Source organism: Streptantibioticus rubrisoli (assembly GCF_024436055.1).
GTDB lineage: Bacteria > Actinomycetota > Actinomycetes > Streptomycetales > Streptomycetaceae > Streptantibioticus_A > Streptantibioticus_A rubrisoli.
The window spans coordinates 1-15152 of the sequence record NZ_JANFNH010000011.1 but is presented as its reverse complement, the minus strand read 5'-3'; the positions used below and the strand labels follow the sequence as shown (position 1 = coordinate 15152).

The window sequence follows — 15152 nt, the reverse complement described above, 5'->3', positions numbered from 1 at the left end:
GCGAGGCATGTCCTCAGGCGTGTCCTCACGAGCAGACGGAGCCTTTCGTCATGGGCCACTACAAGTCGAACCTGCGCGACATCGAGTTCAACCTGTTCGAGGTGCTCGGCCGGGACACGGTCTACGGCACCGGTCCGTTTGCCGACATGGACGTGGACACCGCCAAGGACATCCTTGCCGAGATCGCCCGCCTGTCGGAGAACGAACTCGCCGAGTCCTACGCGGACGCCGACCGCAACCCGCCGGTCTTCGACCCGGAGACCAACACCGCGCCCGTCCCCGACAGCTTCAAGAAGAGCTTCTCCGCCTACATGGACGCCGAGTGGTGGCGGCTCGGCATCCCGGAGGCCATCGGCGGCACCACCGCGCCGCGCTCCCTGCTCTGGGGCTTCGCCGAGACCATCCTGGGCTCGAACCCGGCCGTGTGGATGTACGCCTCCGGCCCGGCCTTCGCCGGGGTGCTCTACGAGGAGGGCACCGAGGAGCAGCACAAGATCGCCCAGCGGATGACCGACAAGCTGTGGGGCTCCACCATGGTGCTCACCGAGCCCGACGCGGGCTCGGACGTCGGCGCTGGCCGCACCAAGGCCGTCCAGCAGGAGGACGGCTCCTGGCACATCGAGGGCGTGAAGCGCTTCATCACCTCCGGTGAGCACGACATGGCCGAGAACATCATCCACTTCGTGCTGGCCCGCCCCGAGGGCCACGGCCCGGGCACCAAGGGCCTGTCGCTGTTCATCGTGCCGAAGTACGACTTCGACTGGGAGACCGGCGAACTCGGCGAGCGCAACGGCGTCTACGCCACCAACGTCGAGCACAAGATGGGCCTGAAGGCCTCCAACACCTGCGAGATGACCTTCGGCGCCAACCACCCCGCCAAGGGCTGGCTGCTCGGCGAGAAGCACGACGGCATCCGCCAGATGTTCAAGATCATCGAGTTCGCGCGGATGATGGTCGGCACGAAGGCCATCGCCACCTTGTCCACCGGCTACCTCAACGCCCTTGAGTACGCCAAGGAGCGCGTCCAGGGCGCCGACCTGGCGCAGTTCATGGACAAGGCCGCGCCGCGCGTCACCATCACCCACCACCCCGACGTGCGCCGTTCGCTGATGACGCAGAAGGCGTACGCCGAGGGCATGCGCGCCCTCGTCCTCTACACCGCCGCCGTGCAGGACGAGATCCTGATCAAGGAGGCCGCGGGCGAGGACGCCTCCGCCGCCCACCGGCTGAACGACCTGCTGCTGCCGATCGTCAAGGGCTACGGCTCGGAGAAGTCCTACGAGCAGCTCGCGCAGTCGCTGCAGACCCTGGGCGGCTCCGGCTACCTGCAGGAGTACCCGATCGAGCAGTACATCCGGGACGCCAAGATCGACACCCTCTACGAGGGCACCACCGCCATCCAGGGCCAGGACTTCTTCTTCCGGAAGATCGTCCGCGACCAGGGCCAGGCGCTCACCGCCCTGTCCGAGGAGATCAAGGGCTTCCTCGGCGCCGAGACCGGCGGCGCCGAACTGGCCGACGCCCGCGCCAAGCTGGCCAAGGCGGCGGTGGACCTGGAGGCGATCGTCGGCCAGATGCTGACCGATCTCGCGGGCACCGAGCAGGATGTGAAGTCGATCTACAAGGTCGGCCTGAACACCACCCGCCTGCTGATGGCCTCCGGTGATGTGATCGTCGGTTACCTGCTGCTCAAGGGCGCGGCCGTCGCCGCCGAGAAGCTGGCCACCGCCAACGAGAAGGACAAGGCCTTCTACCTGGGCAAGGTCGCCGCGGCGAAGTTCTTCGCGGAGAACGTGCTGCCCGGCGTCGGCGTGCAGCGCCAGCTCGCCGAGTCCGTCACCAACGAGCTGATGGAGCTGCCGGAAGAGGCCTTCTGAGCCGTTCGCCAAGTGCTCCGGCGGCCCGCCACCAGCCAGGGGGCGGGCCGCCGTCCGCTTCTATGCTGGTGCCCATGACCCCTTATTTCGACCGCGCCCACACCGATGACCTGATCGCGTTCACCACCGCGAGCCCGTCCCCGTACCACGCGGTGGCCAGCGCGGCCGAGCGGCTGGAGAAGGCCGGATTCCGGCGGGTCGAGGAGACGGAGGCGTGGGACGGGTCGTCCGGCGGCAAGTACCTGCTGCGCGGCGGCGCGATCGTCGCCTGGTACGTGCCGGAGGGCGCGGGACCGCAGACCCCGTTCCGGATCGTCGGCGCGCACACCGACTCGCCCAACCTGCGGGTCAAGCCGCGCCCGGACAGCGGGTCGTACGGCTGGCGGCAGATCGCCGTGGAGATCTACGGCGGCCCGCTGCTCAACTCCTGGCTCGACCGCGACCTGGGCCTCGCGGGCCGCCTCACGCTGCGGGACGGCGGTACCCGGCTGGTGAACGTGGACCGGCCGCTGCTGCGGGTGCCGCAACTGGCCATCCACCTCGACCGGCAGGTCAATGAGGGCATGACGCTCGACCGGCAGAAGCACATGCAGCCGATCTGGGGTCTGGGCGGCACCGACGAGGGCGCGCTCATCGGATTCCTGGCAGCGGAGGCCGGAGTTGACGCCTCCGACGTGGTCGGCTGGGATCTGATGACGCACGACGTGCAGCCGCCCGCCTACCTCGGCCGGGACCGCGAGCTGCTGGCCGCGCCGCGGATGGACAACCTGCTGTCGGTGCACGCGGCGACCGCCGCGCTGGCCGCGGTGGCGGGCCAACCGCTGCCGCACATCCCGGTGTTGGCCGCCTTCGACCACGAGGAGAACGGCAGCCAGGCGGACACCGGTGCGCAAGGCCCGCTGCTCGGCACGGTGTTGGAGCGTTCGGTCTTCGCCCGCGGCGGCTCCTACGAGGACCGGGCGCGCGCCTTCGCCGGAACCGTCTGCCTGTCCTCCGACACCGGCCACGCCGTGCACCCCAACTACCCGGAGCGGCACGACCCCGGCCACCTGCCGGTGCCCAACGGCGGCCCGATCCTGAAGGTCAACGTCAACCAGCGGTACGCCACCGACGGCACCGGTCGCGGCATCTTCGCCGCCGCCTGCGAGCGCGCGGGTGTGCCGTGGCAGTCCTTCGTCTCCAACAACGCGATGCCGTGCGGCACCACCATCGGCCCGATCACCGCGGCCCGGCACGGCATCACCACGGTCGACATCGGCGTGGCGATCCTGTCCATGCACTCGGCCCGCGAACTGTGCGGCGCCCAGGACCCGTACCTGCTCGCCTCCACCCTGAAGGCGTTCCTGGAGGGTTAGCCGTTGCCACCCGGGCGGTCGTCGAGACGGTCGGCGATCGCCTGCACAGCGGTGAGTACGGTGGCGAAGCCCTGGCGCATCTCCGCGTCGAGGGCCGCCACCCTTCCGTCGAGGGCCAATTACCGTACACGCAGAGGAATACGATGGTCACTCACCGTCCGCATCCATCCCGGCCAGCACCAGCGGCAGCCTGGTCGCGCCGCCCTCGGTGAGCTTGACCGGAACTCCCCAGTCCTGCTGGTGGACATGGCAGGCCGGGTACTCGTTGGTGGGGTCGTCGTCGCAGGAGGCGGCCATCGCGGAGACGTGGAGGACGCCTTCGCCGGCCTCGGGGTTCAGGACCAGTTCGCGGGTGAGGTCCGTGCCCTTCCCCTCGCCGGAGGCGAGCAGTTCGGCAGGGGTCGAGCTGACCAGGAGCCGGGTCGAAGGACCGTACCGCTCATCAAGCTTCTGGCCCGCTGGAGCCTGGAAGACCACGTCCAACTGGAGCCTGCCGGGCGCTACTTCGGTCGCGGGCCGCTGGGTACGGTGCGCCGCCGCGGCGACCCGTACCGCCTCCTCCGGCAGCCGCAGCCGGGTCAGCCGGTGCCGGGCGGACTCGACCACGACCACGTCGCCGTCCACCACGACCGCGTCCGACGGCTCGCGCAGGTCTGTGGCGAGCGTGCTGACCTCGTCGCTCGCCGGGTCGTAGCGGCGCAGCGCGTGGTTGTACGTGTCGCTGACCGCCACCGAGCCGTCCGGCAGCGCGGTGACGCCCAACGGGTGCTGCAGCAGGGCCTGTTGGGCGGCGCCGTCGCGGTGGCCGAAGTCGAACAGGCCGGTGCCGACCGCGGTGCCGACCGTGTAGCCGTCGCCTTCCCTGGTGACGTACCGCAGCGCGGAGGTCTCGGAGTCGGCGACCCAGAGCCGGTCCCGCGTCGCGGCCAGCCCGGACGGCTGGGCGAACCACGCCTCGGCGGCCGGGCCGTCGACCAGCCCCTCGTTGGTGGTACCGGCGGCGACCGACACGGTGCCGGTGGCCGGGTCGTACGTCCACAGCTGGTGCACGCCCGCCATCGCGATCCACACCCGGCCGTCGAACCACGCCACGTCCCACGGTGAGGACAGGTCGACCTCGCGCGCCGGGCCGCTGGTGGCCGCCCCCTGCCACCACTGCCGGCCGGTACCGGCCAGGGTGCGCACCGCGCCGGTGGCCAGATCGACCTCGCGCAGCGCGTGGTTGACGGTGTCGGCGACCACGACCGCCGTACCGTCCGGCCGCAGTGCGAGCCCTTGTGGCTCGCTGAACCGCGCGCTTTGCGCCGGGCCGTCGTCGAAACCTCGTTCACCCGATCCGATCCGCCGGATCACGGTCTCGCCGTCGGCCGCCAGCTCGACCAGTGCGTGCCGGGTCGAGTCGGAGACCAGCAGGTTGCCGTTCGGCAGCCGCAGCGCCTTACCGGGGAACCGCAGCACGGTCGGCTCCGGCTCCGGGGGCACGTACGGGCCGTCGCCGCGGCGCAGCGTGCCCTTGGCCGAGTGCTCGGCCTCCAGTTCCTCGACCAGCTTCTCGATGGCGTGTGCATGCCCTTCACCGGCGTGCTGGGCGACCACGTACCCCTCGGGGTCGATCACCACCAGCGTCGGCCAGGCACGCACCGCGAACTGCTTCCAGGTGGCCAACTCGGGGTCGTCCAGCACGGGGTGGTGCACCCCGTACCGCTCCACCGCGTCGACCACCGCCGCGTGCTCGGCCTCGTGCACGAACTTCGGGGAGTGCACCCCGATGATCACCACCGTGTCGCGGTGCCGCTCCTCCAGCTCGCGCAGCTCGTCCAGGACGTGCAGGCAGTTGATGCAGCAGAACGTCCAGAAGTCCAGGACGACGATGGAACCGCGCAGGTCGGCGAGGGACAGCTGCTTCCCGCCAGTGTTCAGCCAGCCGCCCTTGCCGATCAGCTCGGGGGCACGGACACGGGCGCGGGCGCGCGGGGCGGGTGAGGCGTCGGTCATGGGGTCAAGGGTGCCATCCGGCTTGCGGGCTTTCGGCTCGGCCCGGCTGTGAGCAGCGCCACCGGGGGCAGCGCTCGGACGGGTGCCGTTCATCGGGGGAAGGTGGGTACGCGGTTCCTGGGGCTGTCCAGCCAGATCGTGTGCCCTTGCCCTGACACCGTGAGCCCGAACCGTTCGAACCCGGGCTGTCCTTGCCGGTCCCACCAGCGCCAAGCCGCCTCCAGCTCATCCCACAGGTTCCGGCGGCCGGACTGCATGACCTCGTACCGCGTCCGCCCCTTCTCGTAGTCCGCTGTCGCCCACGAGGTCACGTCGGTGTCATGCAGCCACAGGCGGTACGCGCCGTCCGCCCCCCAACGCACCCGGCAGAACAGCCCCGGGACCTGAACGCCTATCGCGAACATGTGGATCCAGTCGCCCACGTCGTCCGGTGAGAGCGTCGTCATGCTCTTGGCGCCGTCGGCGGGCCATTCCATGCCGCCCAGGTACGCCTGGGTCGAAGGCAGGTCCTTGCGCTGGGCGCGCAGCCGCATGAACGCCGAGGAGCCCACGAACGGACCGGACGCCGTGCCGTCCCCAGCGACGGTGAGACGTACGACCGCTTCCCCGCCGTAGGTCGGCCCCCACGGAGCGACGATCACCCCGCCCGGCGTGGTCTGCTCGATCCACTCTCGCGGGACGCTGCCGATCGAGCAGGTAGCGATCACCCGGTCATACGGTGCGCCCTCCGGGTACCCCTTCGCGCCATCGCCGACAACCGCCAGCGGATCGAACCCCGCTGCGTTCAGACGTGCCCGCGCGTCTCTCGCGCTGGCCTCATCCACCTCCACCGTGACGACGTTCTCAGCGCCCAACCGGTGCGAGAGCAGCGCGGCATTCCAGCCGGTACCCGTGCCGATCTCCAACACCCGGTTCCCCGGCTCCACACTGAGCGCGTCCAGCATCGAAAAGACCATGGTGGGCATGGAGTTGGACGACGAGGGGGTCTGACCCTTCCCTGGACCGGTATACGCGCCGTCGTCCCATTGGGTGGTGATCGGCGCGTCCGTGTAGACGGCCCTCCACCACAGCTCCGGGTCGTCCGCCCGGATGACGCGATCACTCTGCCTGTTCATACCTCCGCGCCCCGGCCAAATGGTGTCCGGCACGAACAGATACCGGGGCACGGCCTGGAAGGCGGGAAGCCAGTCGCTCGTCAGCGCGCCGTTTTCGATCAGCGCGGAGGCCAGCCGCTCGGGGCCAGCCTCCGCCTCGTGCTGTGTGCTCACTTACCTACCGTCCGCCGGGCCCTGGCCGTCGTTGGTGTTGCCACCCTCGTCGGAACCGCCCCCGCCATGCTTGTTACTGGAGTCGCTGTCATCCTGCGGGTTCCCTCCGCCGGTCGCCCTGGTCGTCCACCACTGATTCATGTGGTTCCCTCCCTGTGTGGGTACTGCTCAAAGAACCCGCTGCGGGCGCTCGACCTGTCCAAGAGTGGAGTGCGCGCCGGAACGGGGGCTTGGGTGTCAGGAGTGCCGAACGTCGGCCTGACGGGCGACCCGCGCATGGTCCGTGAAGACGCGCCGAAACAGGTCATGACCGGTACGCCCGGTGTGCCGTAGGCACCAGTCCTGTGCCGCTTCCTGCTCTTCCTGCGGGCCGGAGCCCTCATCACAGCGGTGCGTGACACAGAAAGCTTCGTACGTGATCCCGCCCTCTGGGACGTGCCGGAGCGTGTGCCGCACGTACCGAAATATGGTGCGCGTGCTCATCCGTGCCCCTCCGGGTGCCGTCGCATGTAGACGTTGCAATCGGTCACGGTGGTCATGTCCCCGCCCGCGCGGGCGCGCTCCCGCACCTTCACTAGCTCGACACACCCTGGGCAACCGTCAACGGGCGTCGGCTCCCGCAGGTCCAAGCGCAAGGGCAACTCGACCGGGGCTGTCTGGTATCTCGTCGGCTCGGTCATGCCGATCCCCTCAACGTCGTCTGTGTGATGACAACGCTAGGAACGTGAGGGGTCCAACTCACAGCAAGTTCCACCAAGTTCCACGTGGATCACCCCAAAGAGTCGATAGCAGCCGTGATCAGCGCACGCGCATCGGCCCCGTAGACGGCCAGCTTGGCGAACTCGCGGAACGCCTTGAGGTACTGCTGCACCTCGGTCGGCGTGGTCACGTTCACCCGCGCTGTCAGCAACTCCGCTTCGGCCTGCTCCTCGTCGTAGACCGTGAACGTCTCGATCATCCACATGCGGCGCTCGGCAGCGAACGGAATCACCCCGAGCGAGACGGACGGGAACGCCATCGCGGCCAACAGATAGCCAAGCTGCCCAGCCATCGTCTCAGCGTCCCCTACACGGTGCCGCAACACCGACTCTTCCAGCACGAGCGCGAAGCAGTGGTCGCTGTTCCGCACGACCTGCGCCGACCGGTCCAAGCGGGCATCTACGGCATCGGCCACGTCGTCGGGTGTCTCGTGGAACGTGCTGATGGACCGCAGCAGTGCCATCGCGTAGGCGTGGGTCTGGAGAACACCGGGGACCACATTGGAGCAGTACGTTCGGAAGACCCGTGTGCGCTCATACAGCGGCAGGTACGACTCCTGGAGTTGCCGCAGCCCCGAGCGCTGAACGCGCCGCCACTCGACATACATGTTGTCCGCCGAGCGAGCAGCCGCGATCAGGTCGGCGGCCTGGTCCTCAGCCCCACAAGCCCGGCACCACGCCTGAATATCGGCGGAGGAAGGGGGAGTGACGCCGTTCTCAAGCCGAGAGACCTTGGACTTGTACCAACCAGCGCTGAGGGCCACGGCACTGCCGGACAGGCCCGCGTCCCTCCTGATCTCCCGTAGCCGGTCGGCGACGGCCTTGCGGGCAGCCTGCACACTCGAAGAGGGGGACGCGGGCATGTGTTGTTCGTCAGATCCGGTAGTCCTCGTGCGGCGTGGCACGCTCCCACACAGCCTCGAACGCCGTCGCGCAGAACTTGGCCACGCCGGGCCGTTCGTCCAGCTCGGGTCCAGCGGAACCACCCTCGCCGGTGAAGTGGTTCCACATGATCACGCGCTCGTCGAACAGCCAGAAGTCATTGCCAGGCAGCGCGAGGTCAGATGCCTTGCGGCGCGGTAGCCAGCGAACCAACTCACCAGCGGCAAGGTTCTGATACGTACATCCGTACTCGTACGCGATGTACGCGCTTACCGGCTCAGACACGATCCGCGCACGACGAAACACCACCCCTCGCGCTGTCGCATCACGCACCCACGTGTGGAAGTCGTTCCACCAGGTCGCCGGGTCGGGATCGGGACGCCAACCAGCGCGCCACTTCTCGAACTCGGCGGCCTCCTCCCCGATCCCGTACGAGTCGCGTAGCTCCAGGTGCACGGCCGAATGGCAGGCGTTGGCCAGCAGGTCAACGAACGCCAAGTCGGTCTGCGACATCGCACGCCTCCCTCAGCGCGGGCACCATGCGGATCGGCACCCTCACCACCGCTTCGGTCTCCGGGATCGGGCCCGTCTCAAGGCACCGCGCCAGCAGCACCTCACCCGCTTTCCAGCCCTGAATCACGATCTCTTCCGCTTCGTCGTCCACCCAAGCCGTAGGGCACTGCGTCCCGTTGGTGTTGGGGTCCTTGGCGATGAACCGTAGTGCCATGACTGCCTCCGGTCTGCTGCGGGTTCCACACCGTTTCACGAGCGTCACCCGTCCCACCAAGGCCGTCAAGGGCGCGTACCGGCGGGCTTGACGGGGAACCGGAAGCATCCCGCGCAACAGGGCGCGCCCCGGCACGGCACGCTCACCGCCCGATCCGTCGCGACGGCACAGCCAGCGCTCAGCCGGGCAGGCTCCCGGTCGTCTCGACGCTGGAACCGCGGAGAGTGAGCGATTTGCGTCCGGCACCGGCCGTGCGCTCAGCGGTTGGCCGCTGCCAACGCCTGTTCGGCCATGGCGTGTTCGCCCAGTGCGTTGGGGTGGAAGGGGACGGTCGGGCTGCTGGGGATCAGGGCCTCGGTCCAGCGGGTGCCGGTGGGGCGGCAGATGTCGTGTTGGGCGCTGGCCGGGTGGTTGTCCACGAAGACGGCGCCGTTCGCCTGGGCGGTGCGGCTGAGCATCGTGTTCATCTTCTTCTCGAAGTCGTCGAGGTACGCCAGGTCGCCGTCGGAGAACAACTCGCGCGGGCGGCAGCCGTGGTGGTCGAGGGGGGTCAGCCGCAGGTAGCCGACGAGCAGCACCCGGGCGTGCGGGGCCAGTCGGTGGATGGTGCGCAGCGCGTCCGCGACCTTCGGCTGCGTGGTGTGAAGGCGTTCGTCGAGTTCGTCGGTACCGGTGCGGGTGTACGCGGCGCGGCAGTAGGCGCCGTCGGGGTGGAACAGCCCCAGGACGGTGCACTTGGTGACGATTCCGGTGACACCGACATCGTTGGCGCCGATGGAGACGGTGACCAGGGTCGTGCGCTTGGACAGCGCCCGGAACTGGCCGCCGAGGTCGGAGGTGGTGGCGCCGCTGCAGGTGACGTCGGTGAAGCTGGCCGCGTGCAGGCGGGCGGCCACCAGGGAGGGGTAGTTGTGGTTGGAGCGCACACAGCGGGCGTCGACCAGGTCGGGAACGCCGGGCGCGGCGGCCGCGGAGTCGCCGAGGGCGACATAGCGCACGGGATGCGGCGCGGTCCGCGCGCCGCACAGTGCGAGGACCGTCGCCACGGTGGCGATGAGGACTCTGGCGCGGTACATGGCGGCTCCCCTGACTGGGCGTGCACTACTGTCCGCGATAATCCGATCACCCGACGTCCACGGAATGCGTCAGACACGCCCGCAGGGCAGCGCACCGTGAGCCGATTGCCGTAGCGGCGGCGGCTTGCGGTCGCTGCGGCACCGTCGAACCCACCGCGCCCCCCGAGGTGCTGGCCGCTAGGGCCGGGGCAGGCCCAGGACGCGGTCGCGCAGCGCGGGGAACTCCGAGCGCGTCTTGGCGACCCGGGACGGGTCGAGGTCGACGGTGAGGACCTCCTCACCGGAGCCCGCTTCGGCGAGGACCTCACCCCACGGGTCCACCACCACGCTGTGCCCGGCCTGCTGGACCCCCGCGTGCGTCCCCGCGGTCCCGCAGGCGAGCACGTACGCCTGGGACTCCACCGCACGGGCGCGCGCCAGAAGCGACCAGTGCGCGCGGCGGCGCTCAGGCCACCCCGCGCAGATCACCAGCAACTCCGCCCCCGCGTCCACCAGCAGCCGGAACTGCTCGGGGAACCGGAGGTCGTAGCAGGTCGCCAGACCGATCGTGGTGCCGGGACCGGACAGCCGCGCGGTAACGATCTCGTCGCCCGCGGCCATCATCGTCGCCTCGCCGGTGTCGAAACCGAAACGGTGGATCTTCCGGTAGAAACGGTGCAGTTGGCCGTCCGGCGCGAACAGCAGTGAGGTGTTGTAGAGCGGCTCGCCCGCGCCGCCGCGCTCGACGATCGACCCCGCGTGCAGCCAGACGCGCGCCGCCCGCGCCGCCGCGCCCAACTCCCTGGCGGTCGGGCCGTCCAGCGGCTCGGCGTACGTCTCGAAGTCCTGGTAGGCGAACGCGCCCACCGGCCACAGCTCGGGCAGAACGACCAGGTCAGCGCCCGCTTGCTCACGTACGAGAGCGGCCACCCGGGAGCGCCGGTCCGCGACCCGCTCGTCGGGTCGGACGTCGATCTGCAGGAGCGAAGCGCGCACCGTACCACCGCCCAGAAGTTCGCCGCGTCAACGCGGGCCTACCATCGTCACACGAAAGCACTGCCATGGTGCCAGCGCACAGCGTAATTTGGGCGCACGTCACCATTAAGCGCGCCAGCGCGAAACCATCCAGTACAGAACAAGCCACGACCGCACTGATCCGTTCGAGGGGCACCGTGACCGTCCACAGCAAGCTCCAGCCCTACATCGACGCCTGGACCCACTCCATAGAGGCGATATCGGAGTTGGTCTCGCAGCTCACCGAGGGAGAGTGGAACCGGCCCACAGAGTGCCCGGGTTGGTCAGTGCGGGACGTCGTCTCGCATGTGATCGGGGTCGAGTGCGAGGCGATGGGCGATCCGCGCCCCATCCACTCGCTGCCGCGCGACCTGTTCCACGTCACCGACGAGTTCAGCCGGTACATGGAGGTGCCGGTGGACGTACGGCGCTGCCACACCGGGCCGGAGATGACCGCGGAGCTGGAGTACACGATCATCCGCCGGTCCCGGCAGCTAAGGAACGAGAACCGCGACCCGGAGACCATGGTGCGCGGCCTGATGGGCGCGGAGCGCACCCTCGAACTGTCCCTGCGAATGCGGGCGTTCGACGTGTGGGTGCACGAACAGGACATCCGGCGGGCCCTGGACAAGCCCGGCAACCTGGACTCGCCGGGCGCCGTGGTCACCCGGGACTTCCTGCTGCCGCAACTGCCGAAGGTGGTCGCCAAGACGGCGGGCGCGCCCGCCGGTTCGACGGTGGCGTTCGACGTGCACGGCCCGGTGGAGTTCATGCGCACGGTGCGGGTGGACACCGAGGGCACCGGCACGATCGACAGCAGCGTCTCGCTGGGCCCCACGGTGACGTTGGCGACCGACTGGGAGACCTTCCTCCGGCTGGCCTGCGGACGGGTGCGGCCGGAAGGGGTCGCGGACCGGGTCAAGGTGGAGGGCGACCAGGAGCTGGCGGACGCGGTGCTGGCCTCGCTCGCCGTGACGCCCTGAGCCCCGTCACGCACCGGGCATCACGCCGAGGTCAGGCGTCAGGCCCTGGCCTCGGCGGTGTGCACCGCCTCCACCCGGCTCACGGTGATCGTCTCGCGCTCGCGCCGAGCCGCCCGCCCGCGCAGCCGCAGGATCTGGCTGACGCCGACCGCCTGTACGACGAAGACGCTGCTGAGCGCGACGGTGAAGTCGTCACCGGTCGCGTCCAGCAGCACACCGACCGCCAGCAGCACGATCATCGAGGCGGTGAAGCCGCCCATGTTGACGATGCCGGAGGCGGTGCCGAACCGCTCCGGCGGATTGGCCGGGCGGGCGAAGTCGAAGCCGATCATCGAGGCCGGACCACTGGCACCGAGCACCACGCACAACGTGGCCAGCAGCCACAGCGGCGCGTGTGCCGAGGGCCAGGCGAGCACCACGGCCCAACTGGCCGCGGTCACCGTCACGGTGCCCAGCGCCAGCGGCATCCGCGCGCCGTGGTGGCGGGCGATGATCTGGCCGAAGACCATGCCGAGCACCATGTTCGACAGCACCACCAGGGTCAGCAGTGACCCGGCGGTGCCCCGGGGCAGCCCCTGGCCCTCGACCAGGAACGGCATGCCCCACAGCAGCAGGAAGACCATCGCCGAGAACTGCGTCGTGAAGTGCACCCACAGGCCGAGCCGGGTGCCGGGTTCCCGCCAGGCGTCGGTGAGTTGACGCCGTACCGCACCACGCGGCCGCGGCCCCACGGGCAGGGGCTCGAACCCCTCGGGGTGGTCCTTCATGAACAGCACGATCAGTACCAGGACGAGGGCGCCGCCGAGCGCCGTGCCCACGAAGGTCGGGGTCCAGCCCGCGGAGTGCAGCAGCCGGGACAGCGCGATGGTGCTGACCAGGTTGCCCGCCATGCCGAAGAGGGCGGCGCCCTGGGCTATCAACGGCCCGTGCCGGGCCGGGAACCAGCGGGAGCCGAGACGCAGCACGCTGATGAACGTCATCGCGTCCCCGCAGCCGAGCACCGCGCGCGAGCCCAGCGCCATCGCGTACGAGTGGCTGAGCGCGAAGCCCAGTTGGCCGACGGTGAGCAGGATGACCCCGGCGGTCAGCACCTTCTTGGTGCCGAACCGGTCCACCAGCATGCCGACGGGTATCTGCATCCCGGCGTAGACCAGCACCTGGAGTATGGAGAACGTGGACAGCTCGGAGGCGCTGATGTGGAACCGGGTCGCCGCGTCGATTCCGGCCACGCCGAGGCTGGAGCGGTGGACCACGGCGATGAAGTAGACGAAGACGCCGAGCCCCCACACCGCGCAGGCGCGCGCGCCACCGGGTGGATCGCCGGGCAGCCGCGGCCTGCTTCGGCTCGTGTCGAGCGCACTCATGCTTCCCCCCTGACGATGGCCTTGACCCGGCTGACGTGCTGCCGTACGACGGCGGCGGCGCGTTCGCCGTCGCCCGCGCGCAGCGCGGCGAGTATGTCCGCGTGCTCCTCGATGTTCCTGGCGATCCGGTCCGGTTCGGCGTGCATCACGGCCACGCCCATCCGCAACTGGCGGTCGCGCAGCTGGTCGTAGAGCTGGGAGAGGATCTCGTTGCCTGCCGCCCGGACGATGGTGGCGTGGAAGCAGCGGTCGGTGACCGCGGCCGCGGCCAGGTCACCGGTCTCCCGGTGCTCCTCGTGCTCGTCCAGCAACTCCTCGAGCCTGCTCAGGAGTTGGGCGGGGGCGGGTACCACCTTGCGCACCGCGTGCTGTTCGACCAACAGTCGGGTCTCCACCACATCGGCGATCTCCTGCGCGGAGACAGGCAGCACCAAAGCGCCCTTCTTCGGGTAGAGCTTGATCAGCCCCTCCGCCTCAAGCCGCAGCAGCCCCTCGCGCACCGGTGTGCGCGAGACCCCGACCGCCTCGGCGAGATCGCCCTCGGTCAGCAGTGTGCCGCCCTGGTAGGAGCGGTCGAGCACGGCGCGTTTGACGTGTGTGTAGACCCGCTCGGCGGCGGGCGGCTGCTTGGTGGAGATGGCGGCATCCATGATGCGCACAGCATAGATACAACAGGTATGCGTGAGAACCGAGTGTCCGGCATACGGACCGTCGGCAAGCGCAGGGGCCCGAACGCGTCGTGCGCGTTCGGGCCCCTGTCTGATGACCGGAGGCTACGCCCAGGTGATCAGGCGCTTCGGGAACTCCAGGATGGCCGCCGTGTCGGCGAGCACCTTCGAGCCGAGTTCGCCATCGACCAGGCGGTGATCGAAGGACAGCGCCAACGTGGTGACCTGACGCGGCTTGACCTTGCCCTTGTGGACCCAGGGCTGCTCCTTGACCGCGCCGAAGGCGAGGATCGCGGACTCACCGGGGTTCAGGATGGGCGTGCCGGTGTCGACGCCGAAGACGCCGACGTTGGTGATGGTCACCGTACCGCCCTGCATGTCGGCGGGCGCGGTCTTGCCCTCGCGGGCGGTGGCCACCAACTCGCCGAGGGACCGGGCCAGTTCGGGGAGCGTCTTGGCCTGCGCGTCCTTGATGTTGGGGACGATCAGGCCACGCGGGGTGGCCGCGGCGATGCCGAGGTTCACATACTCCTTGTGCACGATCTCCTGGTTCTCCTCGTCCCAGGAGGCGTTGATCTGCGGGTTGCGCTTGATGGCGACCAGCAGCGCCTTCGCCACCAGCAGCAGCGGGCTGACCTTGAGCCCGGCGAACGCCAGGTCCGTCTTCAGCTCCTGCACCAGCCGCATGGTGCGGGTGATGTCGAAGGTGACGAACTCGGTGACATGCGGGGCCGTGAAGGCGCTGGCCACCATCGCCTGTGCGGTCGCCTTGCGAACTCCCTTGATCGGCACGCGAGTTTCCCGTGTTTCACGTGAAACGGCGACCGGCTCGGCGGGAGCCACGGGCGCGGCCTGCTCGACCGGTGCCGGTGCGGGCGCGGCCGCCGCCTGGACGTCCTCGCGGGTGATGGTGCCGTTCGGCCCGGTGGGGACCACTGTGGCCAGGTCGACCCCGAGGTCCTTGGCGAGCTTGCGCACCGGCGGCTTGGCCAGCGGCCGGGGCGGCTCGGGGGCCAGCGGCGGCTCCGGCGCGGCCTGGGCGGTGCCCCCGTGCCCGTTGAGCACCGGCTGCTGGGTCACGGCGGCGGGGGCCGCCGGGGTGGCGGACGCCTTGCGGGGACGGCGCTTGGTCGAGGACTCGGCGACCCCGTAACCCACCAGTACCGCCTGCCGCTTGGGCGGCTCGGGGGCGGCGGGCGCCTCCGG

General features: G+C 69.8%; 15 protein-coding genes. 3 read left to right on the top strand and 12 right to left on the bottom strand.

From position 1 onward, the window contains the following. The first annotated feature begins 50 nt into the window (after positions 1 to 50). Together NON19_RS13210 and NON19_RS13205 are read left to right on the top strand one after the other, a co-directional pair. On the top strand, positions 51 to 1877 hold the full coding sequence (locus NON19_RS13210; protein WP_255927627.1) for an acyl-CoA dehydrogenase: 1827 nt from the start codon (positions 51 to 53) through the stop codon (positions 1875 to 1877). Positions 1878 to 1951: 74 nt separating this feature from the next. After that, positions 1952 to 3232 carry a M18 family aminopeptidase gene (locus NON19_RS13205; protein WP_255927625.1) on the top strand — a complete coding sequence of 427 codons (1281 nt, stop codon included), beginning with the start codon at positions 1952 to 1954 and terminating at the stop codon, positions 3230 to 3232. A 147-nt stretch (positions 3233 to 3379) separates the two neighbouring features. Here NON19_RS13205 and NON19_RS13200 read toward each other — a convergent pair whose 3' ends face one another. From NON19_RS13200 to NON19_RS13165, 9 genes are all read right to left on the bottom strand, one after another. Further along, entirely contained in the window at positions 3380 to 5227 is a 1848-nt protein-coding gene (locus NON19_RS13200; RefSeq protein ID WP_255927623.1) for an NHL domain-containing thioredoxin family protein, read from the bottom strand. Positions 5228 to 5316: 89 nt separating this feature from the next. Continuing rightward, a complete protein-coding gene (locus NON19_RS13195) occupies positions 5317 to 6495 on the bottom strand; it encodes a methyltransferase domain-containing protein (protein ID WP_255927621.1) in 1179 nt (392 codons plus the stop codon). Between the two features lie 237 nt (positions 6496 to 6732). Next, on the bottom strand, positions 6733 to 6978 hold the full coding sequence (locus tag NON19_RS33915) for a DUF7848 domain-containing protein (RefSeq protein WP_443729339.1): 246 nt from the start codon (positions 6976 to 6978) through the stop codon (positions 6733 to 6735). After that, positions 6975 to 7175 carry a hypothetical protein gene (locus NON19_RS13190; RefSeq protein ID WP_255927619.1) on the bottom strand — a complete coding sequence of 67 codons (201 nt, stop codon included), beginning with the start codon at positions 7173 to 7175 and terminating at the stop codon, positions 6975 to 6977. Before NON19_RS13190 ends, NON19_RS33915 begins: the two co-directional genes overlap by 4 nt. A gap of 89 nt (positions 7176 to 7264) precedes the next feature. Next, a complete protein-coding gene (locus tag NON19_RS13185; protein ID WP_255927617.1) occupies positions 7265 to 8116 on the bottom strand; it encodes a helix-turn-helix domain-containing protein in 852 nt (283 codons plus the stop codon). A 10-nt stretch (positions 8117 to 8126) separates the two neighbouring features. Next, positions 8127 to 8648, bottom strand: a complete 522-nt coding sequence (locus NON19_RS13180; RefSeq protein WP_255927615.1) for a DUF6879 family protein — start codon at positions 8646 to 8648, stop codon at positions 8127 to 8129. Then, positions 8620 to 8799: a hypothetical protein gene (locus tag NON19_RS13175; protein ID WP_308213685.1), complete on the bottom strand. Its 180-nt coding sequence runs from the start codon at positions 8797 to 8799 to the stop codon at positions 8620 to 8622. Before NON19_RS13175 ends, NON19_RS13180 begins: the two co-directional genes overlap by 29 nt. Positions 8800 to 9119: 320 nt before the next feature. Beyond that, on the bottom strand, positions 9120 to 9938 hold the full coding sequence (locus NON19_RS13170; protein WP_255927611.1) for an SGNH/GDSL hydrolase family protein: 819 nt from the start codon (positions 9936 to 9938) through the stop codon (positions 9120 to 9122). Between the two features lie 177 nt (positions 9939 to 10115). Beyond that, positions 10116 to 10913, bottom strand: coding sequence for a carbon-nitrogen family hydrolase (locus NON19_RS13165; protein ID WP_255927609.1), 798 nt, complete (start codon positions 10911 to 10913; stop codon positions 10116 to 10118). A gap of 176 nt (positions 10914 to 11089) precedes the next feature. Here NON19_RS13165 and NON19_RS13160 point away from each other — a divergent pair, with 176 nt between their 5' ends. After that, positions 11090 to 11914 carry a maleylpyruvate isomerase family mycothiol-dependent enzyme gene (locus tag NON19_RS13160; protein WP_255927607.1) on the top strand — a complete coding sequence of 275 codons (825 nt, stop codon included), beginning with the start codon at positions 11090 to 11092 and terminating at the stop codon, positions 11912 to 11914. Between the two features lie 38 nt (positions 11915 to 11952). On the opposite strand, the gene NON19_RS13155 is transcribed toward NON19_RS13160, so the two are convergent. From NON19_RS13155 to NON19_RS13145, 3 genes are all read right to left on the bottom strand, one after another. After that, positions 11953 to 13278: an MFS transporter gene (locus NON19_RS13155; RefSeq protein ID WP_255927605.1), complete on the bottom strand. Its 1326-nt coding sequence runs from the start codon at positions 13276 to 13278 to the stop codon at positions 11953 to 11955. Further along, positions 13275 to 13928: a GntR family transcriptional regulator gene (locus NON19_RS13150; RefSeq protein ID WP_255927603.1), complete on the bottom strand. Its 654-nt coding sequence runs from the start codon at positions 13926 to 13928 to the stop codon at positions 13275 to 13277. Before NON19_RS13150 ends, NON19_RS13155 begins: the two co-directional genes overlap by 4 nt. 123 nt (positions 13929 to 14051) lie before the next feature. Continuing rightward, positions 14052 to 15152: dihydrolipoamide acetyltransferase family protein (locus NON19_RS13145; protein WP_255927601.1), on the bottom strand; the 1101-nt coding region annotated here is incomplete at its 5' end.

Bases quoted from the DNA above. Each gene is read 5' to 3' on its own strand.
- NON19_RS13180 (WP_255927615.1), bottom strand. From the start codon at position 8,648: ATGTCGCAGACCGACTTGGCGTTCGTTGACCTGCTGGCCAACGCCTGC.
- NON19_RS13190 (WP_255927619.1), bottom strand. From the start codon at position 7,175: ATGACCGAGCCGACGAGATACCAGACAGCCCCGGTCGAGTTGCCCTTG.
- NON19_RS13155 (WP_255927605.1), bottom strand. From the start codon at position 13,278: ATGAGTGCGCTCGACACGAGCCGAAGCAGGCCGCGGCTGCCCGGCGAT.
- NON19_RS33915 (WP_443729339.1), bottom strand. From the start codon at position 6,978: ATGAGCACGCGCACCATATTTCGGTACGTGCGGCACACGCTCCGGCAC.
- NON19_RS13185 (WP_255927617.1), bottom strand. From the start codon at position 8,116: ATGCCCGCGTCCCCCTCTTCGAGTGTGCAGGCTGCCCGCAAGGCCGTC.
- NON19_RS13150 (WP_255927603.1), bottom strand. From the start codon at position 13,928: ATGGATGCCGCCATCTCCACCAAGCAGCCGCCCGCCGCCGAGCGGGTC.
- NON19_RS13200 (WP_255927623.1), bottom strand. From the start codon at position 5,227: ATGACCGACGCCTCACCCGCCCCGCGCGCCCGCGCCCGTGTCCGTGCC.
- NON19_RS13210 (WP_255927627.1), top strand. From the start codon at position 51: ATGGGCCACTACAAGTCGAACCTGCGCGACATCGAGTTCAACCTGTTC.
- NON19_RS13170 (WP_255927611.1), bottom strand. From the start codon at position 9,938: ATGTACCGCGCCAGAGTCCTCATCGCCACCGTGGCGACGGTCCTCGCA.
- NON19_RS13205 (WP_255927625.1), top strand. From the start codon at position 1,952: ATGACCCCTTATTTCGACCGCGCCCACACCGATGACCTGATCGCGTTC.